At 57.2% G+C, this 26,314-nt stretch carries 17 protein-coding genes and 1 riboswitch; of the genes, 9 read left to right on the forward strand and 8 right to left on the reverse strand.

Annotated features, from left to right (window positions below; all coding sequences use genetic code 11):
- Positions 1-5: 5 nt before the first annotated feature.
- Positions 6-1,115, reverse strand: coding sequence for a maltose/maltodextrin ABC transporter ATP-binding protein MalK (malK, locus tag QOT07_RS22815; RefSeq protein WP_099063603.1), 1,110 nt, complete (start codon positions 1,113-1,115; stop codon positions 6-8).
- Positions 1,108-2,079, reverse strand: a complete 972-nt coding sequence (locus tag QOT07_RS25875) for an alpha-amylase family glycosyl hydrolase (protein ID WP_346823274.1) — start codon at positions 2,077-2,079, stop codon at positions 1,108-1,110. The genes malK and QOT07_RS25875 overlap by 8 nt, the downstream gene beginning before the upstream one ends.
- Before the next feature lie 358 nt (positions 2,080-2,437).
- On the opposite strand from QOT07_RS25875, the gene malE reads away from it, so the two are divergent.
- The 3 genes from malE to malG all read left to right on the forward strand — a co-directional run bounded on the left by malE (position 2,438) and on the right by malG (position 6,174).
- Complete coding sequence (gene malE, locus QOT07_RS22830) at positions 2,438-3,631, forward strand: maltose/maltodextrin ABC transporter substrate-binding protein MalE (protein ID WP_037416088.1); 1,194 nt, start codon at positions 2,438-2,440, stop codon at positions 3,629-3,631.
- 63 nt (positions 3,632-3,694) lie between these two features.
- A complete protein-coding gene (gene malF, locus QOT07_RS22835; RefSeq protein WP_099063605.1) occupies positions 3,695-5,272 on the forward strand; it encodes a maltose ABC transporter permease MalF in 1,578 nt (525 codons plus the stop codon).
- Positions 5,273-5,283: 11 nt separating this feature from the next.
- Positions 5,284-6,174 carry a maltose ABC transporter permease MalG gene (malG, locus tag QOT07_RS22840; RefSeq protein ID WP_112347184.1) on the forward strand — a complete coding sequence of 297 codons (891 nt, stop codon included), beginning with the start codon at positions 5,284-5,286 and terminating at the stop codon, positions 6,172-6,174.
- Positions 6,175-6,263: 89 nt separating this feature from the next.
- Here the strand turns inward: malG and psiE are convergent, their stop codons facing one another.
- The gene (gene psiE, locus QOT07_RS22845) at positions 6,264-6,671 is read right to left on the reverse strand and encodes a phosphate-starvation-inducible protein PsiE (RefSeq protein WP_099063607.1); all 408 of its coding nucleotides are present in this window, start codon (positions 6,669-6,671) and stop codon (positions 6,264-6,266) included.
- A 225-nt stretch (positions 6,672-6,896) separates the two neighbouring features.
- Here psiE and QOT07_RS22850 point away from each other — a divergent pair, with 225 nt between their 5' ends.
- The gene (locus tag QOT07_RS22850; protein ID WP_283603954.1) at positions 6,897-8,333 is read left to right on the forward strand and encodes a capsule assembly Wzi family protein; all 1,437 of its coding nucleotides are present in this window, start codon (positions 6,897-6,899) and stop codon (positions 8,331-8,333) included.
- A 62-nt stretch (positions 8,334-8,395) separates the two neighbouring features.
- Here QOT07_RS22850 and pgi read toward each other — a convergent pair whose 3' ends face one another.
- Positions 8,396-10,042, reverse strand: a complete 1,647-nt coding sequence (gene pgi / locus QOT07_RS22855; protein WP_283603955.1) for a glucose-6-phosphate isomerase — start codon at positions 10,040-10,042, stop codon at positions 8,396-8,398.
- A 272-nt stretch (positions 10,043-10,314) separates the two neighbouring features.
- On the opposite strand from pgi, the gene QOT07_RS22860 reads away from it, so the two are divergent.
- The 5 genes from QOT07_RS22860 to QOT07_RS22880 all read left to right on the forward strand — a co-directional run bounded on the left by QOT07_RS22860 (position 10,315) and on the right by QOT07_RS22880 (position 21,844).
- Positions 10,315-12,123 (forward strand): cation:proton antiporter, encoded by a 1,809-nt coding sequence (locus QOT07_RS22860; RefSeq protein ID WP_099063610.1) that lies wholly within the window; start codon positions 10,315-10,317, stop codon positions 12,121-12,123.
- A gap of 52 nt (positions 12,124-12,175) precedes the next feature.
- Positions 12,176-12,369: riboswitch (Lysine riboswitch) on the forward strand.
- Between the two features lie 108 nt (positions 12,370-12,477).
- Positions 12,478-13,845, forward strand: a complete 1,368-nt coding sequence (gene lysC, locus QOT07_RS22865) for a lysine-sensitive aspartokinase 3 (RefSeq protein ID WP_261428160.1) — start codon at positions 12,478-12,480, stop codon at positions 13,843-13,845.
- 158 nt (positions 13,846-14,003) lie between these two features.
- Positions 14,004-14,921: a ketopantoate/pantoate/pantothenate transporter PanS gene (gene panS / locus QOT07_RS22870; protein WP_112347189.1), complete on the forward strand. Its 918-nt coding sequence runs from the start codon at positions 14,004-14,006 to the stop codon at positions 14,919-14,921.
- 385 nt (positions 14,922-15,306) lie between these two features.
- Positions 15,307-16,983: a ShlB/FhaC/HecB family hemolysin secretion/activation protein gene (locus QOT07_RS22875; RefSeq protein ID WP_207977259.1), complete on the forward strand. Its 1,677-nt coding sequence runs from the start codon at positions 15,307-15,309 to the stop codon at positions 16,981-16,983.
- Positions 16,984-17,032: 49 nt separating this feature from the next.
- Positions 17,033-21,844 (forward strand): hemagglutinin repeat-containing protein, encoded by a 4,812-nt coding sequence (locus QOT07_RS22880; RefSeq protein ID WP_283603956.1) that lies wholly within the window; start codon positions 17,033-17,035, stop codon positions 21,842-21,844.
- Between the two features lie 51 nt (positions 21,845-21,895).
- Here the strand turns inward: QOT07_RS22880 and QOT07_RS22885 are convergent, their stop codons facing one another.
- The 4 genes from QOT07_RS22885 to QOT07_RS22900 form a co-directional block, all read right to left on the reverse strand.
- A complete protein-coding gene (locus tag QOT07_RS22885) occupies positions 21,896-23,545 on the reverse strand; it encodes a Na/Pi cotransporter family protein (protein ID WP_085119750.1) in 1,650 nt (549 codons plus the stop codon).
- Between the two features lie 127 nt (positions 23,546-23,672).
- Positions 23,673-24,665 (reverse strand): ABC transporter ATP-binding protein, encoded by a 993-nt coding sequence (locus tag QOT07_RS22890; protein ID WP_085119751.1) that lies wholly within the window; start codon positions 24,663-24,665, stop codon positions 23,673-23,675.
- A gap of 4 nt (positions 24,666-24,669) precedes the next feature.
- A complete protein-coding gene (locus tag QOT07_RS22895) occupies positions 24,670-25,455 on the reverse strand; it encodes an ABC transporter permease (protein WP_085119752.1) in 786 nt (261 codons plus the stop codon).
- 17 nt (positions 25,456-25,472) lie between these two features.
- Positions 25,473-26,312 (reverse strand): ABC transporter permease, encoded by an 840-nt coding sequence (locus tag QOT07_RS22900; RefSeq protein WP_012147180.1) that lies wholly within the window; start codon positions 26,310-26,312, stop codon positions 25,473-25,475.
- Between the last annotated feature and the right edge of the window lie 2 nt (positions 26,313-26,314).

Genomic DNA, 26,314 nt, shown 5'->3' on the forward strand with positions numbered 1-26,314 from the left:
ATGCTTTAAACGCCCGGCTCCTGGTGCAGCCGTTTACATGCCGTACCGTCTTCACGGAACAGATGGCAGCGGTGAGGCGGCAGGCCGATAGCGAATGTTGCACCTTCTTCTACCAGCACCACGTCGTTCTGGCGGTAAACCAGGTTTTGACGAATTGCCGGGATTTGGATGTGGATTTGCGTCTCGTTGCCGAGTTGCTCCACCACCTGTACGTCACCGGTCAGACGAACTTCAGAGGCATCACCCGGCAACAGATGCTCGGGGCGAATGCCCAGCGACAGATTCGAGCCAACCTGTACCTCTGTGCCTTCGACCGGCAACCACACCAGTTGGCGGTTAGGCAGTTCGACCTGGACCTGTTGCGGTTCTGCGGCGGTCACTTTGACCGGCAGGAAATTCATTTTCGGTGACCCGATAAAACCGGCGACAAAGCGGTTGGCCGGATAGTGATACAACTCCAGCGGCTTGCCGATCTGGGCGACACGCCCGGCGTCCAGCACCACGATTTTGTCGGCCAGCGTCATCGCTTCAACCTGATCGTGGGTGACGTAAATCATGGTGCGCTGCAAACGCTTGTGCAGACGGGAGATCTCAATGCGCATCTGCACCCGTAGTGCGGCGTCGAGGTTGGACAGCGGTTCGTCGAGCAGGAACACGTCCGGCTCCGCCACCAGCGTACGGCCGATTGCCACCCGCTGACGCTGCCCACCGGACAGCGCTTTGGGCCGTCGGTCGAGCAGGTGAGCCAGCTGCAGCACTTCCGATACCTGATTCACCCGCTGGTTGATTTCCGCTTTTTTAGCCCCTGCCAGCTTCAGGCCAAACGACATGTTGTCGGCCACCGACAGGTGCGGATACAGCGCATAAGACTGGAATACCATGCCGATGCCGCGCTCGGACGGTGGCACCTCATTCATCCGTTTATCGCCGATCATCAGCTCACCGGAGGTAATGTCCTCCAGGCCGGCGATCATGCGCAGCAGCGTCGACTTGCCGCAGCCCGATGGCCCGACAAACACCACAAACTCACCGTCATCGATCGTCAGATTGACGTCCTTGGAAATCACAGTCTCGCCGAAAGCCTTATAAACGCTGCGCAATGTGACGCTAGCCATGCGTTACTCCCCTGCTTTCGCAGTTAACGTTTCGTGTAAAAATGGCGGACGCAAAACCCGCCAAAACCCATTGATGACCCTCTTGCTGCGCGCCGTGCTGCCATGCCAGTGGCAAGGTCGCCTCAGACGGCGCGGCCGCCTGAGTATAAGGCTGCAGGTTAATCAGCGCTTCAAGGCATTGATCCTGATGGGTAATAAGTAAGCGAACTACGCCATTACGCTGGCTGATGGCGCTCAGATCACCCTGTTGGATCACCGGCAAACGGCGCAGCGCCAACAGAGACTGGCAGTAACGTAAGGTCGAGTGGTTGTCATGCTGTTGGCGGCTGATGGCCAACGCGCGGTGTTCGATCGCCACCTGCTGATACCAGTGGATCTCACCGGCGGTCACTTGCTCCAGCGCTTCATGCCAGGGCATCGGCGTTTGTGCACCAAGCGGATCCTGCAAACCGGCCGCGTGCGGCAGACCCAGCTCCTCTCCCTGATACAGACAAATCGGCGCGGGCAGCATGGCCAGCAACGTCAAAAAAGCATCGGCGGAACGCAAGTTACCCTGCCCCCAGTGACTGACCACCCGAGGCTGGTCGGCATCACCAGTGCTCCACAGGCTGTCGGCCAGCGTGGCCCGGCGGGCATTCAATACCTCAACCAGCTTCTCCACGCTAAAAGGCACCACTTCCAGCGCCAATGGGCTGCGGAGGTACTGTTGCGGCGTTGCGGCGCGACGAATGTGGTTTGGCCCATCGCAGTACCACAGTGCCAGCCCCTGGGCGGCGACGGCGGCGTCATCTTGTGCCGCCAATGCCTGCGGCAATACCAGGCCGTCGATCGACAGCGTGCTCAGGTAGGGCAATGCCGCAATCATGCCGCGAGCGTCGCCTACACCGTCCCCGTTTCCATCGCGGAAACTGACCGGATGGATCCGGTACAGGGTTGGCTGAGTGGCGGTAGGCATTGGCGACATAAATCCGGTTCCTGCTGCATTGGGTGTTGAAAATCAATGTGGCCGATAGTGCGGTAAACCCCACAAAGGGTAATCATCCGTAACAGGATTTTTCATGGGGGAGGAGATGGGAGGATGAGAGAACGACTGCGGCGGTGAGAAGTTCCACGCTTAAGACAAATCTGTGATCTGCCTGGCAAAAATCGTCCCCCTATTTTGTGTCTGACACCACAGAATAGAGCGCAATGTTAACTGGATCACACTCCGCAGGCTTGGGGCGTAGAGGGGGGGAGGATGAGAATGTGTCGCTTTGTGACCCACTATTACCGCGAAACCTCTCTCCTTGATTTACGTGCCCATAAAAAAGAAGGATTGGATTATGACTCGCAGCTTTACCACCGCCCGCACACTGGTGCTTTCGGCTCTGACCACCCTGGTGCTTTCTTCTTCCGCCTTCGCCAAGATCGAGGAAGGGAAACTGGTTATCTGGATCAACGGCGATAAAGGCTATAACGGCCTGGCCGAAGTCGGCAAAAAATTTGAGAAAGACACCGGTATCAAAGTCACCATCGAGCATCCGGACAAGCTGGAAGAGAAATATCCGCAAGTGGCTGCCACCGGCGACGGCCCGGACATCATCTTCTGGGCCCATGACCGCTTTGGCGGCTACGCGCAGTCGGGCCTGCTGGCCGAGATCCATCCTTCCAAAGCTTTCCAGGACAAGCTGTTCCCGTTCACCTGGGACGCGGTGCGCTACGATGGCAAGCTGATTGGCTACCCGATCGCGGTAGAAGCACTGTCGCTGATTTATAACAAAGACCTGATCAAGCAGGCGCCAAAAACCTGGGAAGAGATCCCGGCGCTGGACAAAGAGCTGCGCGCCAAAGGCAAGAGCGCCATCATGTGGAACCTGCAAGAACCCTACTTCACCTGGCCGATTATCGCCGCCGACGGCGGTTATGCCTTCAAGTATGAGAACGGCAAGTACAACATCAAGGACGTAGGCGTGGCCAATGCCGGTTCACAGGCCGGGTTGCAGTTCATCGTCGATCTGGTGAAAAACAAACACATCAACGCCGATACCGATTATTCCATTGCCGAAGCCGCGTTCAACAAAGGCCAGACTGCGATGACCATCAATGGTCCCTGGGCCTGGTCCAACATCGAACAAAGCAAAATCAACTACGGCGTGACCCTGCTGCCAACCTTTAAAGGCAAGCCGTCCAAACCTTTCGTCGGCGTACTGACCGCCGGGATCAACGCCGCCAGCCCGAACAAAGAGCTGGCGACCGAATTCCTGGAAAACTACCTGCTGACCAACGAGGGGCTGGCGGACGTCAACAAGGACAAACCGCTGGGCGCAGTCGCGCTGAAGTCTTACCAGGAACAGTTGGCGAAAGATCCGAAGATTGCCGCCACCATGGAAAACTCACAGAACGGCGAAATCATGCCTAACATCCCGCAGATGAGCGCCTTCTGGTACGCCGAACGCAGTGCGGTGATCAACGCCGTCAGCGGCCGCCAGACGGTGAAAGCCGCACTGGATGACGTACAGACCCGCATTACCAAGTAACACACTACGTTGTGCGGGGTGCGGACCTGCGCCCCGCTGTAGCTCCACAGAAAGGAACGCCCTATGCAATTAGCTCACGCCGGGTCACCTGCGCGCAAAAAGTCGAAGTGGTGGCAGAGTGACATACTGAAATGGCTGGTCATCGGCCTGTTCAGCCTGGTTACCTGCTATCTGATTGTGTTGATGTATGCACAGGGTGAATACCTGTTTGCCATTCTGACGCTGATCTTGGTCAGCGCTGGGCTTTACGTCTTCGCCAACCGCCGTGCTTACGCCTGGCGCTACGTTTATCCGGGCATCGCCGGTATGGGGCTGTTTGTCCTGTTTCCGCTGATTTGTACCATTGCCATCGCCTTTACCAACTACAGCAGCACCAACCAGCTCACTTTTGAGCGCGCCCAGTCGGTGCTGATGCAGCGTCAATTCCAGACCGGCAAGACCTTTACCTTCGGCCTGTATCCGGCGGAAAACCAACGCTGGCGTCTGCAGCTAACCCACCCGGACAGCGGCCAACAGCTGATTTCCCAGCCTTTCAGCTTTGATGCCAATGCACCGCAAACGCTGAAGCTGGTTGAGGAAGGCAGCGAACCGACAGGCGAACGCGCCACGCTGCGGGTGATCACTCAAAACCGCCAGGCGCTGAGCCAACTGGTAGCCCAGTTACCGGACGGCGGTGAGCTGCGCATGAGTTCCCTGCGCCAGTTTTCCGGCACCACCCCGCTTTACGCACTGGATAAGGACAGCAACCTGCTGACCGACCAGCAAACCCATATTCAATACCGGCCTAACCCGGAGATTGGCTTCTATCAGGCGGTAAATGCCGACGGCAACTGGGCCAAAGAGACCCTCAGCCCAGGCTACACCGTGACTATCGGTGGGAAAAACTTCCTGCGCGTCCTGCAGGATGAAGGCATCAAGAAGCCGTTCGTGTCGATCTTTATCTGGACCATCGTGTTCTCGGTGATGACCGTGATCCTCACCGTGGCGGTAGGCATGGTGCTGGCCTGCGTGGTGCAGTGGGATGCGCTGAAAGGCAAAGCCATCTATCGCGTAATGCTGATACTGCCCTATGCGGTGCCGTCATTTATTTCGATTCTGATTTTCAAAGGCTTGTTCAACCAAAGTTTCGGTGAAATCAACATGATGCTCAGCCATCTGTTCGGCATCAAACCGGCCTGGTTCAGCGACCCCATCACCGCCAAGAGCATGATTTTGATCGTCAACACCTGGCTGGGCTACCCGTACATGATGATCCTGTGCATGGGGCTGTTAAAGGCGATCCCTGACGATTTGTACGAAGCTTCGGCAATGGACGGCGCTACCCCGATGCAGAACTTTTTCCGCATCACTCTGCCGCTGCTGATTAAGCCGCTAACGCCGCTGATGATTGCCAGCTTCGCCTTCAACTTTAATAACTTCGTGCTGATCCAACTGTTGACCAACGGCGGACCGGATATGATCGGGACTACCACACCGGCCGGTTATACCGACCTGCTGGTCAGCTATACCTACCGTATCGCGTTCGAAGGCGGCGGCGGACAGGACTTTGGGCTGGCGGCGGCAATTGCCACGCTGATCTTCCTGCTGGTGGGCGCCCTGGCGATCCTGAATCTGAAAGCCAGCAAGATGAACTTCGACTAGGGAGAAAAATAATGGCTATGGTCCAACCCAAATCCCAGCGCCTGCGCCTGTGGATGACCCATACTCTGATGCTGTGCTTTATCGCCCTGATCATGTTCCCGCTGCTGATGGTGATCACTATCTCGCTGCGATCTGGCAACTTCGCCACCGGCAGCCTGATACCGGAGCAAATTTCCTGGGATCACTGGCGCCTGGCGCTCGGCATGAGCGTGACGCACGCAGACGGCAGCGTGACCCCACCGCCGTTCCCGGTACTGTTGTGGCTGTGGAATTCGATCAAGATCGCGGTGATCACCGCCATCGGCATCGTTACGCTGTCTACCACCTGCGCCTACGCTTTTGCCCGCATGCGTTTTCGCGGTAAAAGCACGCTGCTGAAAAGCATGCTGATTTTCCAGATGTTCCCGGCGGTGTTGTCACTGGTGGCGCTGTACGCCCTGTTCGATCGCCTGGGCCAATACATCCCGTTTATCGGCCTGAATACCCACGGTGGGGTGATCTTCGCCTATATGGGCGGCATCGCGCTGCACGTCTGGACCATCAAAGGCTATTTCGAGACCATCGATAATTCGCTGGAGGAAGCCGCAGCGCTGGACGGTGCCAGCCCGTGGCAAGCCTTCCGTCTGGTGCTGTTGCCGTTGTCGGTGCCGATTCTGGCGGTGGTGTTTATTCTGTCGTTTATCGCCGCCATCACCGAAGTGCCGGTCGCCTCGCTGCTGTTACGTGACGTCAACAGCTACACGCTGGCGGTGGGCATGCAGCAATATCTCAATCCGCAAAACTACTTGTGGGGCGACTTTGCCGCTGCGGCAGTGCTGTCAGCTATTCCGATTACCGCCGTATTCCTGCTGGCACAGCGCTGGCTGGTTGGGGGCCTGACGGCCGGGGGGGTCAAGGGTTAAAGGGTTTTTGCCACTGTAATGCGTTTGCTGTACTTCGCTCTATACCTGTGTCTTCGGCGGCCCCTATGGGCCGCCATTTTTATGCCCATTTATTCTCTTTTTAAGCGGTCGGTATTGGCCAGATAAAGCGTCACCACCAGTAACAATATCGCGGCTGAATAAATTAGCGTATCAATTGGATTTTCATGATCCACAATGATCAAACGGATAATTGCGGTAATGCCGATATAAATAAAGTAACGCAGCGGAAAGTGATAACCCGACTCAAAATACTTCACAATCAAAGCGATAAACTCAAAGTAGAGGAAGTAAATCACAATCCCTTCAATCAGCAGATAGGACGTCGACTCCTCGTTGTTGACAAACAAGACTTTCGCCAAATGAATGGTTTCTTTAACCAAAAAGACGATCAGGATCGCTGCCAGCAGCAGCAGTCCAACATTCAACACCCGTTGCAACCCTTTGGCGATCGTCACCGAGCGGGAGGTTTTTGCCATAAATATTCCCCATCAATACCACTGTAGTTATCCGCGCATCCTAACATAGGCATTATCTTAAAAATTAATAACCGCACGGAGCCAGGAAAAAATTAATACTATTCATACTGTTATAAATAAATGTTTCATATGGATATATTTGTAGCAAATTGAAATGTCAACTATGATGGGTCATAGATCTTTACATAAAACAAACAACTCGAATTAACAAGGGAATATTTATTTATGCGCGCTAAACTTAACGGACTGGTCGCCGCAGGCCTGTTTACCTGTGCATTAAGCAGTCATGCCAGCGGATTGGTCACCCCTGATAATGATCTGCGTAATGACCTGGCCTGGCTGTCCGATCGCGGCGTCATCAACGTCAGCCTGTCGACCTGGCCGCTGAGTCAGGAAGAAATCACCTCCGTTATTTCCCTGGCCAAGCCGGTAACCAATACCGAGAAAAACGTCCTCGACCGCGTTCAACGCCGCGTCGGTGACTTAAAAGCCAATATTCGCGTCAGCGGCTACGCTGCCACCGACAAGCCGGGCACGCCGCAGGGCTTCGGTCAGAACCAATATGCAGACCAAAACCTGACCGTCGGTGCCGGTGCCAACGGCGAGTTCTGGGACGTGCGCGTCCAGGGATCGGTTGAGGGCGATCAACGCATCAGCGACGGCTCCAAATTCAACATGAATGGCTCCTACGGCGCAGTAAAAGTCTGGAACCAGTGGTTATCCTTCGGTGAAGTATCCCAATGGTGGGGGCCGGGCTATGACGGCAGCCTGATCCGTTCCGATGCCGCACGCCCGGTTGCCGGCTTTATGCTGCAGCGCGCCGACCAATCGCCGTTTGAAACCCCTTGGCTGTCGTGGATTGGCCGCTGGCAGTATCAACTTACTGCTGGCCAGTTGTCACAGTATTCTTCGGTACCACACACCAAACTGATCGGCGGTCGTTTGACCATGATGCCGACCAACTTCCTCGAGCTGGGTGCTTCGCGCATCATGCAATGGGGCGGTGAGGGTCGTCCGCAGTCCTGGAGCTCCTTCTGGGATGCGTTTTCAGGCAATGACAACGATGATTCCGGCCAGGGCAACGATCCGGGCAACCAGCTTGCCGGTTTCGACTTCAAGCTGAAAATGCAGCCGCTGATTGGCCTGCCGGTCAGTTTGTACGGTCAGTTGGTGGGTGAAGATGAAGCCGGCATGCTGCCGTCGCAAAACACCTATCTGCTGGGCCTGGAAGGTCACCCGGAATGGGGCCCAACCACCATCAACTGGTATATCGAAGGTGCTGATACCCGCGCCGACATGAACCGTAAAAACTATGTTTACACCCATTACACCTACAAAGGCGGCTACTACCAGCAAGGCTATCCGCTGGGTCATGCGATGGGTGGCGACGGGCAGATGCTGTCCGGCCGTGTAGAAATGGTCCTGGATGACGGCCAACGCTGGAGCACCCGTTTGGTGTACGCCAAAGTGAACCCGAACAGCCAGTCGATTAACCAGGCATTCCCGAAATCCGACACGCTGAAAGGCATTCAGTTGGGCTGGGGTTACAACTTCGATTCACAGGTCAAGTTTGACACCAGCCTGTGGTACACCGATAACAACGCCAGCACCGCCGACGACGTGGGCGCAGGCATCAGTTTCGAAGTGCCGATCAATCTGTAATCATTCAGACGTAAAAAAACCCGCCGCGGCGGGTTTTTTATTGGCATCAATTCAGGCGGTAATTAACGCCATGCTTTGAAGCGGTTGATCAGTGCATTGGTTGAGCTGTCATGGCTGCTGACTGCTTCGTCACCGGCCAGCTCCGGCAGGATACGGTTAGCCAGCTGTTTGCCCAGCTCCACGCCCCACTGATCGAAGGTGAAGATGTTCAGGATCGCGCCCTGGGTGAAGATCTTGTGTTCATACAGCGCAATCAGGCTGCCCAGGCTGAACGGGGTGATCTCACGCAGCAGGATGGAGTTGGTCGGACGGTTGCCTTCAAACACCTTGAATGGCGCCACGTGCTTGACCTCTTCCGGCGTTTTGCCCTGTGCAGCGAACTCTTCTTCTACCACGTCCAGCGACTTGCCGAACGCCAGCGCTTCGGTCTGCGCGAAGAAGTTCGACAGCAGTTTGGCGTGGTGGTCGCTCAGCGGGTTGTGGCTGATGGCCGGTGCGATAAAGTCGCAAGGCACCAGTTTGGTCCCCTGGTGAATCAACTGGTAAAACGCGTGCTGACCGTTGGTGCCTGGCTCGCCCCAGATGATCGGGCCGGTCTGGTAATCCACCGGGTTGCCGTTGCGATCGACATATTTACCGTTAGATTCCATGTTGCCCTGCTGGAAGTAAGCGGCAAAACGGTGCATGTACTGGTCGTATGGCAGGATAGCTTCGGTTTCTGCACCGAAGAAATTGTTATACCAGATGCCGATCAGCGCCAACAGCACCGGCAGGTTTTGCTCCGCCGGGGTTTGCGCGAAGTGTTTGTCCATCGCATGCGCGCCGCTCAGCAGCTGCTCGAAGTTCTCGTAACCCAGTGACAGTGCAATCGACAGACCAATCGCCGACCACAGGGAATAACGACCACCGACCCAGTCCCAGAACTCGAACATGTTGGCGGTATCGATACCGAACTCACCCACTGCCTTGCCGTTGGTAGACAATGCCGCGAAGTGTTTCGCTACGTGTTTTTGATCGCCGGCAGTGCTCAGGAACCAGTCGCGCGCGCTGTGGGCGTTGGTCATGGTTTCCTGGGTGGTGAAGGTTTTGGACGCCACCAGGAACAGGGTGGTTTCCGGGTTCAGCGGCTGCAGCGTTTCGGCGATATGGGTGCCGTCAACGTTGGAGACAAAATGCATATTCAGGTGGTTCTTGTAAGGGCGCAGCGCCTCGGTCGCCATATAAGGGCCGAGATCCGAACCACCAATACCGATGTTCACCACGTCGGTAATGGCCTTGCCGGTGTAACCTTTCCAGTCACCGCCAATCACGCGGTCACAGAACTGTTTCATTTTGGCCAGCACCGCGTTCACTTCCGGCATTACGTCTTTGCCGTCCACAATAATCGGGCTGTTGCTGCGGTTACGCAGGGCAACGTGCAGCACCGCACGGTCTTCGGTACGGTTAATTTTCTCACCGGCAAACATAGACTTGATCGCGCTTTGCAGATCGGTCTCTTTCGCCAGTGCCTGCAGCTTCTCCAGGGTCTCCGCGGTTATGCGGTTTTTAGAGTAGTCCACCAGCATCTGATCGTTGAAGGTGGAGGAGAACTTGGAGAAACGCTCACTGTCCTGAGCAAACAGATCGCTGATCTGCACATCTTTCATCTGTTCAAAATGTTGCTGCAGGGCTTGCCAAGCAGCGGTTTGACTAGGATTGATATTTTTCATAGCAACACTCTTAGGCTTGAGAATAAAGGTGACGTGGTTGTCCGATTGTAGCCTGTTCGACTGTGATTATGATCTCTTTTCTTGCGATAGGCGCTAACTGTCAAACGCCGCCGCATCGTTTCAGCTCTTCCCCTATACTTTTGGATAACAGCCTGTTATCAGGGTTAGTTAACTGTCACTAAACTGTGTCAGGTTATCACCACGTCATTGACGTAATTAGGCGAAGGATGCGCGGCCAGCAGGCTGCGCTTTGAAACACGAAGGACATGACTATGGAATTATCTGCCCCGTTGATGTTAGTGGTTATTGGCTTGAGTTCACTGCTGGCGCAGTGGTTGGCCTGGCTGTTGCGCCTGCCGGCCATTCTGCCGCTGTTGGTGTTTGGCGTGGTGTTGGGGCCGGTGGTGCATCTGGTTCAACCGGACGCGTTGTTTGGCGATCTGCTGTTCCCGCTGGTGTCGCTGTCTGTCGCCATTATTCTGTTTGAAGGAGCGCTGACGCTGCGGGTCGAGGAAATACGTGGCCTCGGTGGCGTGGTGCGCAACCTGGTGACCATCGGCATGCTGATGACCTTCCTGGTGATCGGCGTGGCCTGCTGGTGGCTACTGGACTTTCCGCCCGAGCTGGCCGCGCTGATCGGTGCAGTCACGGTGGTTACCGGCCCGACGGTCATCGCCCCGCTGATGCGAGTGGTACGGCCCAACGCCAATATCAACCAGGTGTTGCGCTGGGAAGGCATAGTGATCGACCCGGTCGGCGCTATCTTCACCCTGCTGGTGTTTGAATTTATCGTACTGAAACAACATTCCGAGTCTTACACCCACCTGTTCTACACGCTGGGGATCACCGCTGCCGTCGGCCTGGTGGCCGGTGCGCTGTTCGGTTACCTGCTGGGTCTGGCGCTGCGCCGCGTCTGGTTGCCGGGCTACCTGCAGAACCTGGCGGTGCTGGCGATCATGCTGACCGCTTTTGGCGTGTCCAACGCTATTGCCGACGAGTCCGGTCTGCTGACCGTCACGGTAATGGGTATCTGGCTGGCCAATATGCGCGATGTAGATACCAGCGACATACTGGCATTCAAGGAAGAGCTGTCGGCGATCCTGATTTCAGCGCTGTTTATCATTTTGGCGGCGCGGCTTGATATCCAGGCGCTGTGGAATATGGGCTGGCCACTGCTGGGTCTGTTGCTGGTGGTGCAGTTTATCGCCCGACCGCTGTGTATTGCGGTGTCGACCTGGCGCTCTTCCCTGCACTGGCGCGATCGGCTGCTGCTGTGCTGGATTTCGCCGCGCGGCATCGTCGCCGCGGCGGTCAGTTCGCTGTTCGCCCTGACCTTGCAGCGTAGTGGCTACCCGGGAGCCGATCGGCTGGTAACCGTGGTATTTGCCGTGATCATCGGTACCGTGGTGCTGCAAAGCCTGACCAGCAGCATGATGGCACGCTGGCTGCGGGTGCAGCAGCAAAAACCGCGCGGGGTGTTGATCGTCGGCGCCAACAGCGTGGCGCGTATGCTGGCGCAGGCGTTGATAAAAATGAATATCCCGGTGATCGTCACTGACAGCAGCTGGGAGTATTACCGTCAGGCGCGCATGGACGGTATCCCCGCCTATTATGGGCATGCTTACTCCGAGCATGCCGAGAACTACCTCGATCTCAGCGATACCGCGCAGGTGTTGGCGCTGTCGCCTAACCGCCATCAGAATGCGTTAGCGGTCTATCACTTCGGCCATATTTTTGGCGAAGGACAGGTATTCGCCATCCGCTCCGGTGCACCGTTGAAAGGCCGTGGCAACAGTGGGGAAAGCTCGCGCTTCCGTCGGCATGAAGTTTTGTTCAATCAAGAAGCCACCTACGGCCGGTTAAGCAGCCTGATCGCCCACGGTGCCACCATCAAGGCTACCAAGCTGAACGAAAACTTTGGCTGGCTGGAATATATTGAAAAAAATCAGGGTATTATTCCGTTATTTAGCCAACGGGAGGATGGCACTCTGCAACCCATTGGTACCGGTTTCGTCCCGGCGATGCCCTGTACGTTGATTGCGCTGGTGCAAGATGAAAATCCCTCAACGTCCGGACGTTGACAGCAGCGTGATTACCGGCTATTCCTAACAGCCTACTTGCGCACCCGGTGCGCAAGCCAGAAGAGGTGCGTCGCCCAGGTAGAGTGTCAGAGGAGCCGTTTTCCGATGACGGCACTTGAGGGGGAGCGACGCCGAGGTAAGGTGATGTACGGCATTCATCGTATCGACTACAGGGGCTGAATCCTCTGGGTTGTCACCAGGGATTGTCCGTAATGACAATCAGCAAGGTGGGGCGCTTCTGGGTGTATCGTAGCTTTAACCCCTACGCCTGCCCCCGTTTATCGCTCCTCCCTTGTGCCAAGGCTATGAAAAAAGCGCTCTCTGAATAGAGCCACCCTGACACGAGGTTTTTACATGAACCAAGCAGCACCCCAGAATTCCACCGTTGTCGCCAAATTCGGCGGCACCAGCGTTGCCGACTTTGAGGCCATGAACCGCAGCGCCGACGTCGTACTCTCTAATCCGGACGTACGCCTGGTGGTCTTGTCCGCTTCCGCGGGCGTCACCAACCTGTTGGTGGCTCTGGCCGAAGGCAGCGATGCCGACAAACGCCATTTCCAGCTCGATGAAATCCGTCGCATCCAATACGCCATCCTCGATCGCCTCGATAACCCGACGGTTATTCGCGATGAAATCGACCGCATGCTGGAAAACATCGCCATGCTGTCCGAAGCAGCTGCGCTGGCAACCTCAACGGCCTTGACCGACGAATTGGTCAGCCATGGTGAACTGATGTCTACCCTGCTGTTCGTTGAGATCCTCCGCACCCGCCAGGTACAGGCAGAGTGGTTTGACGTGCGTAAAGTGATGCACACCGACGACCACTTCGGCCGTGCTACACCAGACAACGCGGTGCTGAAACAACTGGCCCTGTCGCTACTCAAGCCACGCCTGCAAGAAGCGCTGGTGGTCACCCAGGGCTTTATCGGCAGCGAGCCGAAAGGCCGTACCACCACACTGGGCCGTGGCGGCAGCGATTACACCGCGGCACTGCTGGGCGAAGCGCTGAGCGTCAGTCGGGTGGATATCTGGACCGACGTACCAGGCATCTACACCACCGATCCACGCGTGGTCCCGTCAGCAAAACGCATCGATAGAATCACCTTCGAAGAAGCGGCAGAAATGGCCACCTTCGGCGCGAAAGTGCTGCATCCAGCCACCTTGCTACCGGCCGTGCGCAGTGATATTCCGGTGTTTGTCGGTTCAAGCAAAGATCCGGCCGCCGGGGGAACTTTGGTGTGTAACACCACCGAGAACCCGCCGCTGTTCCGTGCGCTGGCACTGCGCCGCAAGCAAACCCTGCTGACGCTGCACAGCCTCAACATGCTGCATGCCCGTGGCTTCCTGGCCGAAGTGTTCAACATTCTGGCCCGTCACAACATCTCGGTGGATCTGATCACCACATCCGAAGTCAGCGTAGCGCTGACCATGGACACCACCGGCTCTACCTCTACCGGCGGCAGCCTGCTGACCACCTCATTGCTGACCGAGCTGTCATCACTGTGCCGGGTAGAAGTCGAAGAAAATCTGGCGCTGGTGGCGTTGATCGGCAACAAACTTTCCCAGGCCTGCGGCGTGGGCAAAGAAGTGTTTGGCGTGCTCGACCCGTTCAATATCCGCATGATCTGTTACGGCGCCAGCAGCTATAACCTGTGCTTCCTGGTACCGGGCAACGACGCGGAACAAGTGGTACGTACCCTGCACCACAATCTGTTCGAATAATTCTAAAAATATATGCGCCAATAGGCGTATATCGTCGCCGTCAGTTTGGTCCCGGACAGCGCACAAGAACCGGAGCGTACTTAGAGTACGTGAGGATTCTGAGCACTGCCGGGTTCAAAATGGCAAGTAAGATAGCCTAGTGAAGGGAAACCACATTCATGCTGGCAATATTCACCCGATTATTCCCCCTATGGGCGGTGCTGCTCGCCGTCGCCGCCTACTTCACCCCCACCACCTTTACCGGTATCGGCCCCTATGTCAGCCCGTTGTTAATGCTGATCATGTTCGCCATGGGCGTCACGCTGCGGCTGGATGACTTCAGGCGCGTGCTGTCCCGCCCAGGCCCGGTGGCCGCAGGGATCTTTCTGCATTATCTGATCATGCCGCTGGCGGCCTGGCTGTTGGCGATGCTGTTCCACATGCCACCGGATCTTTCCGCAGGTATGGTCCTGGTGGGCAGCGTTGCCAGCGGTACGGCTTCCAACGTAATGATCTATCTGGCCAAAGGCGATGTGGCACTGTCAGTGACCATCTCGGCGGTCTCCACGCTGGTGGGCGTCTTCGCCACGCCGCTGCTGACCCGCCTGTATGTCGATACCGAGATCAGCGTCGATGTCATGGGCATGCTGCTGAGCATTCTGCAGATCGTAGTGATCCCGATTGGCCTGGGGTTGATCGTCCATCACACCTTTACCAAAACCGTCAAACGCATTGAGCCCATTCTGCCAGCGCTGTCGATGGTGTGCATTTTGGCGATCATCAGTGCCGTGGTGGCCGGTAGTCAAAGCCATATCGCCTCGGTCGGGCTGGTGGTGATCATCGCGGTGATCCTGCATAACGCCATCGGGCTGCTGAGCGGTTACTGGGGCGGCAAGCTGTTTGGCTTTGACGAATCGACCTGCCGCACGCTGGCCATTGAGGTCGGCATGCAGAACTCCGGGCTGGCGGCGACGCTGGGCAAAATTTACTTCTCACCGCTGGCCGCACTGCCGGGTGCCCTGTTCTCGGTGTGGCATAACCTGTCCGGCTCACTGCTGGCGGGTTACTGGTCCGGTCGGCCGATCAACAAAAAATAATTACACCCTGGGGCACAAATGACTGTGCCCCACCCCTTCTGCGAAATTTCGTATTTCCCACTGGTCGGATTGTCAGAATTACCCTCATCCTCTATTATCCCCCGACAAAATAAAAATTCAGATTCTTCCTATCCGTGCCGATAAAGTTTAAATGGCGGAGGAGTTAATTACTTTTTTTAGTTAATTAACTCAAGGGAGCTGAAAATTAAAACAAGCAGCCTAATTATTATTTAGATATACACCCACCGTCTTAATTTGCCTGTGGCAAGTCGAGATATCACGCAATGTGCTTGTCGCTCGCTATTTCGGGCCGGCCGCTGGCCGTCCGTATATTGACCTCATGGATTGAGCAGGCCGCCCCGGCGGCTTCTCATAATGGATTACAATGATTAAAAAAACCGCCGCTCTGGTGCTGCTGTTCAGCACCGCGATCCCTGCCGCTACCCTGCCGGAAATGGAGCATTTCTCGCCGATGGGCGAATCACGCCGCGCCTTGCAAGACGGTTCGCGTGAAGTGAATCAGCAGATCGAGCAACGACGCTACCAACAGCTTAAACAACAGCAATTACTGGCAGAACCCGAACCCGCGCCACCGGCACTACCACGTTCTGCCCAGTGCCTGCCCATCGGCGGCGTGTATCTGCAGGGCATCACTCTGCTGTCGGCGAAAGATTTGGCGGCACTCAGCGCATTGCCACAGCGTTGCATCAGCAGTAATGACATCAACCGTCTGACCCGCGAACTCACCCGTTTATATCTTGATAAAGGCTATATCACCGCCCGCGTACAGTTTATTCGCCCCAATGCCGAGGGCGAGTTGGGCCTGCGGGTCACCGAAGGATTTATCGAAAAAATAGAAGGGGGAGATCGCTGGGTTAACAGCCAGTTATTATTCCCAGGACTGGAAGGTCAGCCGCTGAAATTAACTCAGCTCGATCAGGGATTGGATCAGGCCAATCGTTTGCAATCGAATAAAACCCGATTGGATATATTGCCGGGTAACCAAACCGGCGGTTCTATTATTCGGTTGCACAACCAACATGCCAAACCCTGGTTGCTGTCTGCCACCCTGGACAATTATGGCCAGAAAAATACCGGCCAGTGGTTGGCGCGCAGCACGGCAACGCTGGACAGCCCGTTCGGCCTGTCGGACTTTGTCAGTCTGAACATCGCCGGTACGCTGAAGGATCCGTCACAGCGCTACAACCGCGCCTATACCCTGCTCTATTCCCTGCCCTATGGCGCTTTTACCTTCAGCGGCTTTGCCAGTTATTCGCAATACATGAACCGCCAGCAGTTGGTGTTCAACAGCTATAAGCTGCACGGTCAGACCCAGCAGTATGGTCTGCGCGGAGATTATGTGTTTTACCGCGATCGCGATCAGATCAACGCCCTGAGCGGCCAACTGACCCATAAGCGCATCAATAACTATTTCGAGAACGTACGTATCGGTCTCGGCAGCCCGACGCTCAGCCTGTTCGAACTGGGGGTTAACCACCTGCAGATCCTGCCTACCGGGTTGATCAGCGCCAACCTCAGCGTAGAGCAAGGATTGCCGTGGTTCGGTGCCGATCGCCACAGCGGTGCCGGTCTGCCTGATGCCCAATTCACCAAGGGCAAGCTGTTCACCAACCTCACTCAACGCTTCACCCTGGCCGGTTCCAGTTACCAGCTCAGCAACCTGCTGTACGGGCAATACAGCCGCGATCGGCTGCCCGGCGTGGAATGGCTCAGCCTGACCGACCGCAGCGCGATCCGCGGTTTCAGCCGCAGCACGCTGTCCGGCGATAACGGCTGGTATCTGCAAAATACCCTGTCCCGCAGCTTTAATCTGGGCCAAAGCACCCTCACCCCTCGCCTCGGCGGCGACGTCGGCCGAGTGCTGCCACGTGACAACCGACCTTCGGGCTGGCAAAGCAGCGCCGGACTGAGCGCCGGCGCCACCCTGCGTTATCAGCGCGCCATCATTGACGTCGAAGCCAGCCGAGGCTGGCTGCTGTCCAGTCATACCCTGCCGGACGACCCGATCCAGGTGCTGGCCCGCTTCTCGTACACCTTTTAGTCAGTTGTTTTTTTTGCAGTACCACACGGCGATATACGGAGATACATGGATGAAAAATAATAACTTCAGGCTTTCGGCGGCGGGCAAGTTGGCCGCTTCACTGGCGATCATTCTCGCCTCACTCGGCAACGGTTACGCCGGTGATATTGTGGCGGCCAACGGGGCTAACGGCCCCGGGGTTTCCACCGCCGGTAACGGCGCACAGGTGGTGAATATTGTCACACCGAATGACCACGGGCTGTCGCATAACCAGTATCAGGATTTCAACGTCAACCAGCCCGGCGCGGTGTTGAATAACTCACGCGAGTCCGGGCTGTCTCAGTTGGCCGGTCAGTTGGGCGCCAACCCGAACCTGAACAGCCAGGCGGCCAGCGTGATCCTCAACGAAGTGATCAGCCGTAATCCGTCGCTATTGCACGGCCAGCAGGAAATCTTCGGCATGGCGGCCGACTACGTGTTAGCCAACCCGAACGGCATCAGCTGTGACGGCTGCGGTTTTATCAATACCAGCCGCTCGTCACTGGTGGTGGGCAACCCGCTGGTGGAAAACGGTATACTGCAGGGCTACAGCACGCTGGGTAACCGCAACACCCTGAGCCTGAATGGCAAACTGAACGCCGATGGCATACTGGACTTGATTGCCCCGCGCATCGACAGCCGCGGCGAGGTGATCATCACTGACAAAAATGACAAGGCGGTGTCGGCTATCAACGCTGTCACCGGCAATAACCGCGTCTCGCGCGACGCGCAGGTGCTCAGCAGCCAACAACCCTTGAGTGCGCTGGACAGCTACTATCTTGGCAGCATGCAGGCCGGACGCATCAACATTATCAACACCGCAGCAGGCAGCGGCGTGAAGCTGGCGGGCAAGCTGCAGGGCAGCGACGAGATCCGGGTGAGGGCAGACAACATTCGTGCCGAAAGCCAGATTAGTGATGACAGCAGTAGCCGTAACAGCGGTGAGAACTACCAAAACTATCGCGGCGGCATCTACATCAACGACCGCAACACCAGCCAAAAGCTGACCCGCACCGAGCTTACGGGCAAAAATATCAGCCTGCTGGCCGATAACAGCAACCATCTGACCGCCACCGATATTCGCGGCGAAGAGGTTACTTTGCAGGGTGCCAGCCTGACGCTCGACGGCCAGCAACTGAAGCAAACTCAGGGCCATACCAACGACCAATGGTTCTACTCCTGGCAGTACGACGTCACCCGCGAGAATGAACAGCACCAGCAGGTCGGCAGCAGCGTCAGCGCCAGCAAAAATGCCACGCTGACCGCCACCGCGCAGGATGTGAGGCTGCTCGGTGCCACTGTCGGGGCCGGTAACTCGCTGAAAATTGAAGCCAAACGCGATGTACAGATCGCCGGGCTGGTTGAGCGGGAGAAAACCAGTGAACGCGGTTATCAGCGTAACCATACCTCCAGCCTGCGCACCGGCAGTTGGAACAACAGCAATGAAACCGAAAGCCTGAAGGCCAGCGATTTGCATGCCGGGGGGGATTTGACGCTGAGTGCCGGTAACCGTGTGCAGGCTCGGGGGGCAAAAGTGTATGCAGCGCGCGATCTGACAATCAATGCCAACGACCAGATCAACATCGACGTGCAGAAGACCGCCAACGCCAAATCGGTGCGTGACAATAAAACCTCATGGGGCGGCATCGGCGGCGGCGATAACAAAGACAACAGTCACCACCACGAAGTCAGCAACGCTTCCGACCTGACCGCCGATGGCACCCTGTGGCTGAACGGCAAACAGGGCGTAACCATTACCGGCAGCAAGGTCAAAGGCAGCCAGGGCGGTTTTGTTGAAGCCAGCGCCGGGGGCCTGCGGATTGATAACGCGCTCAGCACCAACGTCGACAAGATCAATGCCCGCACCGGTACCGCCTTTAACATTACCAGCAGTTCGCAAAAGTCCAACAACAGCCACCAGCAGTCCACCGCCAGTGAACTGGTTTCCGATACCAACCTGCAACTGGTCAGCAAACAGGATACCGACGTGGTGGGCAGCAAGGTAAGCAGCGCAGGCAAACTGGACATCCAGGCCGGTGGCAATCTCAATGTCAGCGCGGCTGAGCAGCAGCAACGTATTGACGAGCAGAAAACCGCACTGGCGATCAACGGCTATGCCAACGAGAAAGGTGATAAACAATACCGCGCCGGTTTACGCATAGAACATACCAGCGACAGCGAGAAAACTACCCGCAGCGAGCAACAGTCGTCGATGTTAAGCGGCGGCAGCGTGACGTTGAAGGCGGATAAAGACGTGACCTTCAGCGGCTCCAAACTGGTGACCACCCAGGGGGACGCCAGCGTCAGTGGCAACAACGTCGCCTTCCTGGCGGCTGACAACAAGACCACCAGCGACACCGAGCAAACCAAAGTCGGCGGTGGGTTCTATTACACTGGCGGCATCGATAAAGTCGGCTCGGGTATTGAAGGCGGTTACGAGAACAGCAAAACGCACTCGCAAAGCAGCAAGGCCGTCACCTCAGGCAGTGATATCAAAGGCAACCTGACGATTAGCGCCAATGACCAACTGACTCAGCAAGGTGCACAGCATCAGGTTGGCGGTAAATATCAGGAAAATGCCAACAGCGTGGCCCACCTGGCCGCCACGGACAGCGAAAGCAGCAATACCCGCAAAACCGACGTCGGCGTGGATATCGGTGCCAACGTTGATTACAGCGCCATCACCCGCCCGGTTGAACGCGCCGTGGGCAAAGCCGCCAAGCTGGACGCCAACGGCGTGATTAACGATATCGGCAGCATCGGTCTGCCAAACGTCGGGATCGACGTCGCTGCCAACGGCGGCAGCAGCGAAAACAGTAACAGCAGTTCGCAGGCCGTGGTCAGCACCATTAAGGCCGGGGAGATTGCGGTTAACGCTGACGGGGAACTGCAAGATCGCGGGACCCAATATCAAACCACTCAGGGTGCCGTAACGCTGAAGGCGGACAGCCACCGCAGTGAAGCGGCGGAAAATAGCCAACAGCAGAGCCAAAGCGATACCCGTGGCGGCGCCAGCGTGCGCGTTTACACCAATACCGGCAATGACCTGAACGTCGACGGCAAAGGAGAAGGCGGCAACAAACATAGCGCCAGCACCGGCAGCCAGGCCGTGACCGGCAGCATCACCGCCGCCAATGGCATCGACATCAACGTTAAGCAGGATGCGGTTTATCAGGGCACTTCACTGGATGCCGGCCAGGGTAAGGCTCAGGTGAAAGCCGAAGACGGCAACATCCGTTTCGAGCAGGCTACCGACCGCAGTCATGAGAGCCACAACGGTTTCAATGTCAAAGTGTCAGCCAAAGGTGGCTCCACCCCGGAGACCAAAAACTTCGGTGTTGGGCTGGGCGGCGATCGCAGCGTGGGGGAAAGCGACGGCAGCAGTGCACAGGTTAGTCACATCGGTGGGCAACAGGGCGTAGAACTGGAGGCCGGTCGTGGGCTGACGCTGCAAGGCAGCACGGTCACCAGCCAGGGCGACGTTACGCTGAAGGCAGGCGATAAGGTGGCGCTACAGGCAGCCGAGTCGCACCAGACGCGTAAGGACGATACGCTGTCAGGGAATATCGATATTGGCGGTAACAGCACCGACAGTGACAAAAAAAGCGCGGGCGGCATTTCCCTCGGCGGTGCATTTGACATCGCCAAGGTCGATGAATCTTCCACCACCCGGCAGGGCGGAAAAATCACCGGCGGTGGCGCAGTAAACATTACCGCCAAAGGCAGTGACGACCAGGCGTTACACCTGCAGGGGACCGAGGTTAAAGGCAACAGCGTCGCCCTGAATGCCGGACATGGCGGTGTAGTCTTGGAATCGGTGCAAAATCAGGAGCAGAAAAACAACTGGAACCTGGGGCTGAAGGCGAACGCCAAAGGCGGCCAATCCTTCAACAAGGACGCCAACGGCAAGGTTGATACCACCAGCGGCAGCGATACCCATACTCTGGGTGCCGGGGTAAAAGTCGGCGTCGACAAACTGCAAAAAACTACCCAGGGCAACAGCCTGATTAACGCCAACGAAGTGACGATCAACAGCGGTAAAGACGCCACCCTGGCCGGTGCCCGGATCGATGCCGAACGCGTACAGGGCAACGTCGATGGCAACCTGCACATCGAGAGCCGCAAAGACAGCGAAAGCAGCGTTAAGGTCAATGTGGACGTCGGTCTGAACCATACCAACGACCCGGCCAGCAGCATCACCTCCAAACTGTCGAAAGTGGGTACTCCGCGCTATGCCGGTAATGTGAAAGAAAAGCTGGAAGGGGGTATCAACAAGGTCGCTGACGCCACCACCGACAAGTACAACAGCGTGGCCCGTCGTCTTGATCCCAAACAGGACACCACCGGCGCGGTTAGCTTCAACAAGGCCGATAGCAAAGTGACCCTGCCGGAAACCCTGGTGGGTGAAAAAGAGCAGGCACCGCTGTGGGATCGCGGCGCTCGCTTCCTCGGTAACAAGTCCAAAGAGAGCCTGACCGGCCCCGCCGGGCTGCAGGGTCAGTTCAAGGTCAACGCCGACGTGGTCAATAACGATGCGGTTGGCGTGCAATCCGCCATCAGTGGGAAAAATGACGTGACGCTGAACGTGCAGGGCAGCACCCACCTGACCGGCGCTGAGATCCGCAGCCAACAAGGTGAGGTGACGCTGGGTAACGGCAAGCTGGAACAACAGGACGTGGCGGGCAGCCGTTATCAGGGTGGCGGTCACCTGGATGCGGCCGCCTCTGCCGGTGGACTGTTGGGGATCGCCGGTAAAAGCGTGGTGAATCTGGAGACACCGGTCGGCGGCTACGGCAATAGCCAGACTGCCGATGCCAAGGCGGGTGTTTTCTCAGGTAAATAACTGGCGGTAAATAATCAAAATCATGCCCCCGGTTCAGCCGGGGGCATTTTTTTACAGCGTGCTCGGCGTATCCTCCCACTCGCGCTCGTCATCCTTCTCATCCTGATCCAGCACGTTATATGCCACCGCGCAGAACAGCGAGTTCAGGCGTTTCATGTCCCCCAACAGCCCCAGATGCAGCGAGCTGGTTTCGATACTTTGCACGTTCTGTTGGTGTAAACGATCAACATGCGCATGCGCGTAACGGCGATCCAGAATACGGAAGCGATGCTTGGAACGTCGTAACCGCTTGGCGCTGGTGAGGTCGCCGGACAGGAACACCGACAGGCTCAGCCGCAGGTTGCCGATCAGTCGCTCATACAGCGTGTCCAGCTCCGCCAGCCCCTCGGCCGAAAACGCCCGCCGCGCCGCATGCGACTTCGATGCGATATCGCCGGTCATGCGTTCAATGATGTCCCCGGCCTGCTCCAGGTTGAGCGCCATTTCGATAATTTCTGCCCAGCGGCGCGAGTCTTCCTCGCCCAGATCCTCTTTCTGGATCTGCGCCAGATACAGCTTGATGGCGGTGTAGAGTACGTCGACGTCATCATCCAATCGACGCACCTCTTTATCCTGCCCGATCTTACCGTGCAGCACTTCGCGGTGCAGGATCATCATGTGTTCTACCACGTCACCCATGCGCAGGGTTTCACGCGCGGCATTGGCCAAAGCCAGCGTCGGCGTATCCAGTGCACTGGCATCCAGATGCCGTGGTCGCAGCCGGGGATCGTCAGCCGCCACGTCGGCGATCAACGCTTCACACAGCCGTGCCATCGGCCCGGCCAGAGGGATCAGCACCAGACAGCGGATCAGGTTGTAGAACACGTGAAAATAGATCACCAACTCTTCATTCTCACCGGGCAGCCGGGCCATCGCGTCTGCCAGATAAGAGACAAAGGGCAGCACCAGCACACAGCCGATCAGCTTGAACAACAGGCTGCCCAGAGCCACCCGACGGCCGGCGGCGTTCTGGCCGCTGGTGTTGATCACCGCCAGCAGGCCACTGCCAAGATTGGCGCCAATCACCAGACACAGCGCCACTTTCAGTGAGATCACGCCGGAAGCGGTCAGGGTGGCGGTCAACAACACCGCCGCCAGGCTGGAATAGCTGACAATGGCGAACAACGCGCCGGTCAGGGCATCCAGCATCACATCGCCGGTCAGTGAAGAGAACAGAACCTTCACTCCCGCGCCCTGGGTGATCGGCGTTGCGGCGGCGACGATCAGCTCCAGAGCCAGGACAATCAGCCCGAGGCCGATGCACACCCGGCCCATTTGCCCCACCCGGGTTTGCTTGCGGCTAAGAAACAGGAACACGCCGACCAGGATCAGCAGCGGTGATAGCCAGGAGAGATCAAAAGTCAGTATTCGCGCCATCAGCGCGGTACCCACGTCGGCGCCGAGCATGATCACCAGCGCAGGCGTCAGCCCCACCAGCCCTTGAGCAACGAAAGAGGTCACCAGCAGCGCGGTAGCGTTGCTGCTTTGCACCAGCGCGGTCACGCCGATGCCGGAGACGAACGCCAGCGGTTTTTTCTCCACGCTGTCGCTCAATACCCGACGCAGATTAGCGCCGTAAACCCGCATGATCCCGGTGCGCACGATGTGGGTACCCCACACCAACAGCGCCACCGCAGAAAGCAGATGAAGAAGGGTCAACACGGAAAATACGCTCCATAAACGCCAGCAAGGCAACCGTTCTGCCGGGCGTTAAAAGAGCAGAACAGCGGCAACGGGTTGCAGACTGCCGCTGAAGGGAAGGGAAATTCCGTTTGTCAGCGGGAAAATGTCATGCAACTTCCCGTAATGTAACAGTTTCTAAGTGTAGCCCAATTTCACTGCCGTCAGGCCGCAAATCTTCGACCGAACGGTTGAGCACATCGACCAGCAGCTCCACGCCACGGGCCTGAACCCGATAGCGCACCACGTTGCCCAACAGGCTGTGGCTGAGGATCACCGCGGCGATCCCCTGCCCGGCAGGCAGTAGGGTCATGGACTCCGGACGAACAGCTACCTTACCGCGGTAAGTGCTGCCGGTCAAAACCGTCGCCTGTTCGGCGCTCAGCAGGTTGTAGTTGCCGATAAACCCGGCGGCGAAAACGTCGGCCGGTTGGGTATACAGGGTTTCTGCATCGCCGCTTTGCACGATTTGTCCTTTATTCATCAGCACGATTCGATCCGACAGCGTCAAAGCTTCTTCCTGATCGTGGGTGACGAAGATGGCCGTCAGGTTCAGCTCACGCTGGATCCGACGGATCTGTTCGCGCAAATGTTTGCGGATCCGCGCATCCAGTGCCGAGAGCGGTTCATCAAGCAGCAGCAGACGTGGACGGGTCACCAACGATCGCGCCAGCGCCACCCGTTGGCACTGGCCACCGGACAGCTGGTGCGGATAACGCTTCGCCAGCTCGGTCAGTTCCACCAGCGCCAGCACCTCCTGCACCCGCTGTTGGATCTGCCCGGCCGCCAGCTTTTGCATTTTCAGGCCGAAGGCCACGTTGCCTTCCACCGTCATGTTCGGGAATAACGCATAGCTCTGAAACACCATGCCGATACCACGTTTTTGCGGGGGCACCGGCACCAGATCCTGGCCCTGCAGCAGGATCTGCCCACTGTCGACCGAAGTCAGCCCCGCCAGGCAGCGCAGCAACGTGGACTTGCCACAGCCGCTCGGCCCGAGCAGCGTGACAAACTCGCCCTCCTCGGCGGTGAAATCGATATCCTGAAACACCTGGGTCTGCCCATAGTGTTTGTTAAGGCGGGTGACATTGAGATAAGCCATCGGGTTAGCCCTTATTTTTATTCAGCAAGTTCGCCAACCAGGTGACGAGCAGCACCACGGCGAAATAAGAAATGACCAGTGCACTGGTGAAATGGCCGCTGCCGTTACGCATGTTGAACAGGTAAACCTGCAGCGTTTCGTACTGGCTGCCCACCAGCAGGTTGGCGAAGACAAATTCGCCAATCAGGAAAGAGAACGACAGCAGCACCGCGATCATCCCGCCTTTGCGCAGGTTCGGCAGCACCACCCACAATGCGGCTTTCCAGGTGCTGGCCCCCAGCAGATGCGCAGCATCCATCAGATCACGCAGGTTGATCGCCTGCATGTTGTTGCTGATGGCTCGGTAAATAAATGGCAGCGCGATGGAGAAATAACAGCCAATCAGGATCCATGGCGTGCCCAGCAGCGGCAGCGGATCGGCGGCGAACAGCTGCATCAGCCCGACCGCTGACACCACCGGCGGCACGGCGAACGGCAGCAGGATCAGCACGTTCATCACCGCATCCAGCTTGGGAAAATAGTAAGCAATTACAAACATCATCGGCAAAATCACCACCACCGCCAACACCAGAGTGCCGAAACAGATCAGCAGCGAGTGCCACAGCGCCAGCAGGAAGCGCGGATCGCTCCATAACGCCACCAGCCATTTCAGGGTAAAACCGTCCGGCAGGATGGTCGCGCCCCATTGGGTAGCCAGCGCATAAATCAGCGTCGCTGCCAGCGGTAACAGCAGGATCAGCAACAGCAGGCCGCTCACCACACGGTGATAACCGGTTTCAAAACGCGACATGGCCGCCCTCCGCAATATTATGAGCGAGCATTGAGGTAGCTCCTGCGTAACAGCCACTGATGGATCAGCGTGATAAACGCCATCATCGCTACCAGCAGCATCGCCAGCGCGCTGGCCAGATTCGGATCGAGGGAGATATCCCCCGCCACTAGCGCAGAAATACGTATCGGTATCACGTTGAAATTGCCGGTGGTCAGCGCATACACCGTGGCATAGGCACCCAATGCATTGGCCAACAGGATGACAAAGGTGCCCATCAGCGCCGGAGCCAGCACCGGCAGGCCGATATGCCGCCAATAGCGCCACGGGCTGGCGCCGAGCAGCGATGCCGATTCGCGCCAGTCTTCACGCAGCGCATCAAAGGCCGGGTACAGCAACAGCACCCCAAGCGGGATCTGGAAGTAGGTATAGAGCACGATCAGCCCGGTTTTGGAGTAAAGATTAAAGCTCTCCATCAGGCCGTACTTGCGCAGCAGCAAGGTCAGGCAGCCATTCAGCCCCAGCAGGATGACGAAGGCGAACGCCAGCGGTACCCCGGCGAAGTTGCTGGTCATGTTGGTAAACGACATCACAAAATCATGGAACCGAGTCTGGCCCAGCTGGCGCAGTGAGTAACTGCCCACCAGGGCAATCAACAGCCCATAGACGCTCGACCAGAGGGAAATCTCCAGCGAGAACTGAAACGCCTGCAGATAGAACGGCGAAGTCAGCACATCAACATAGTTGCCCAGCCCCCAGCCGCTGGTCTGGCTGAAAAAGCTGCTGACCGCAATCCACACCAGCGGCGCGATTTGAAACGCGCCGAACAGCAGGATGAACGGCAGCAGGCACAGCGCGGCAATCCACTTAGCTTTCATTA

Origin of the sequence: Serratia proteamaculans, from assembly GCF_949794035.1 — a bacterium.
In the GTDB taxonomy this organism is placed as follows: Bacteria; Pseudomonadota; Gammaproteobacteria; order Enterobacterales; family Enterobacteriaceae; genus Serratia; species Serratia proteamaculans.

Excerpts from the sequence above, each read along its gene's own strand:
- malK (WP_099063603.1), bottom strand. The coding sequence starts at position 1,115 with ATGGCTAGCGTCACATTGCGCAGCGTTTATAAGGCTTTCGGCGAGACT.
- QOT07_RS25875 (WP_346823274.1), bottom strand. The coding sequence starts at position 2,079 with ATGTCGCCAATGCCTACCGCCACTCAGCCAACCCTGTACCGGATCCAT.
- malE (WP_037416088.1), top strand. The coding sequence starts at position 2,438 with ATGACTCGCAGCTTTACCACCGCCCGCACACTGGTGCTTTCGGCTCTG.
- malF (WP_099063605.1), top strand. The coding sequence starts at position 3,695 with ATGCAATTAGCTCACGCCGGGTCACCTGCGCGCAAAAAGTCGAAGTGG.
- malG (WP_112347184.1), top strand. The coding sequence starts at position 5,284 with ATGGCTATGGTCCAACCCAAATCCCAGCGCCTGCGCCTGTGGATGACC.
- psiE (WP_099063607.1), bottom strand. The coding sequence starts at position 6,671 with ATGGCAAAAACCTCCCGCTCGGTGACGATCGCCAAAGGGTTGCAACGG.
- QOT07_RS22850 (WP_283603954.1), top strand. The coding sequence starts at position 6,897 with ATGCGCGCTAAACTTAACGGACTGGTCGCCGCAGGCCTGTTTACCTGT.
- pgi (WP_283603955.1), bottom strand. The coding sequence starts at position 10,042 with ATGAAAAATATCAATCCTAGTCAAACCGCTGCTTGGCAAGCCCTGCAG.
- QOT07_RS22860 (WP_099063610.1), top strand. The coding sequence starts at position 10,315 with ATGGAATTATCTGCCCCGTTGATGTTAGTGGTTATTGGCTTGAGTTCA.
- lysC (WP_261428160.1), top strand. The coding sequence starts at position 12,478 with ATGAACCAAGCAGCACCCCAGAATTCCACCGTTGTCGCCAAATTCGGC.
- panS (WP_112347189.1), top strand. The coding sequence starts at position 14,004 with ATGCTGGCAATATTCACCCGATTATTCCCCCTATGGGCGGTGCTGCTC.
- QOT07_RS22875 (WP_207977259.1), top strand. The coding sequence starts at position 15,307 with ATGATTAAAAAAACCGCCGCTCTGGTGCTGCTGTTCAGCACCGCGATC.
- QOT07_RS22880 (WP_283603956.1), top strand. The coding sequence starts at position 17,033 with ATGAAAAATAATAACTTCAGGCTTTCGGCGGCGGGCAAGTTGGCCGCT.
- QOT07_RS22890 (WP_085119751.1), bottom strand. The coding sequence starts at position 24,665 with ATGGCTTATCTCAATGTCACCCGCCTTAACAAACACTATGGGCAGACC.
- QOT07_RS22895 (WP_085119752.1), bottom strand. The coding sequence starts at position 25,455 with ATGTCGCGTTTTGAAACCGGTTATCACCGTGTGGTGAGCGGCCTGCTG.
- QOT07_RS22900 (WP_012147180.1), bottom strand. The coding sequence starts at position 26,312 with ATGAAAGCTAAGTGGATTGCCGCGCTGTGCCTGCTGCCGTTCATCCTG.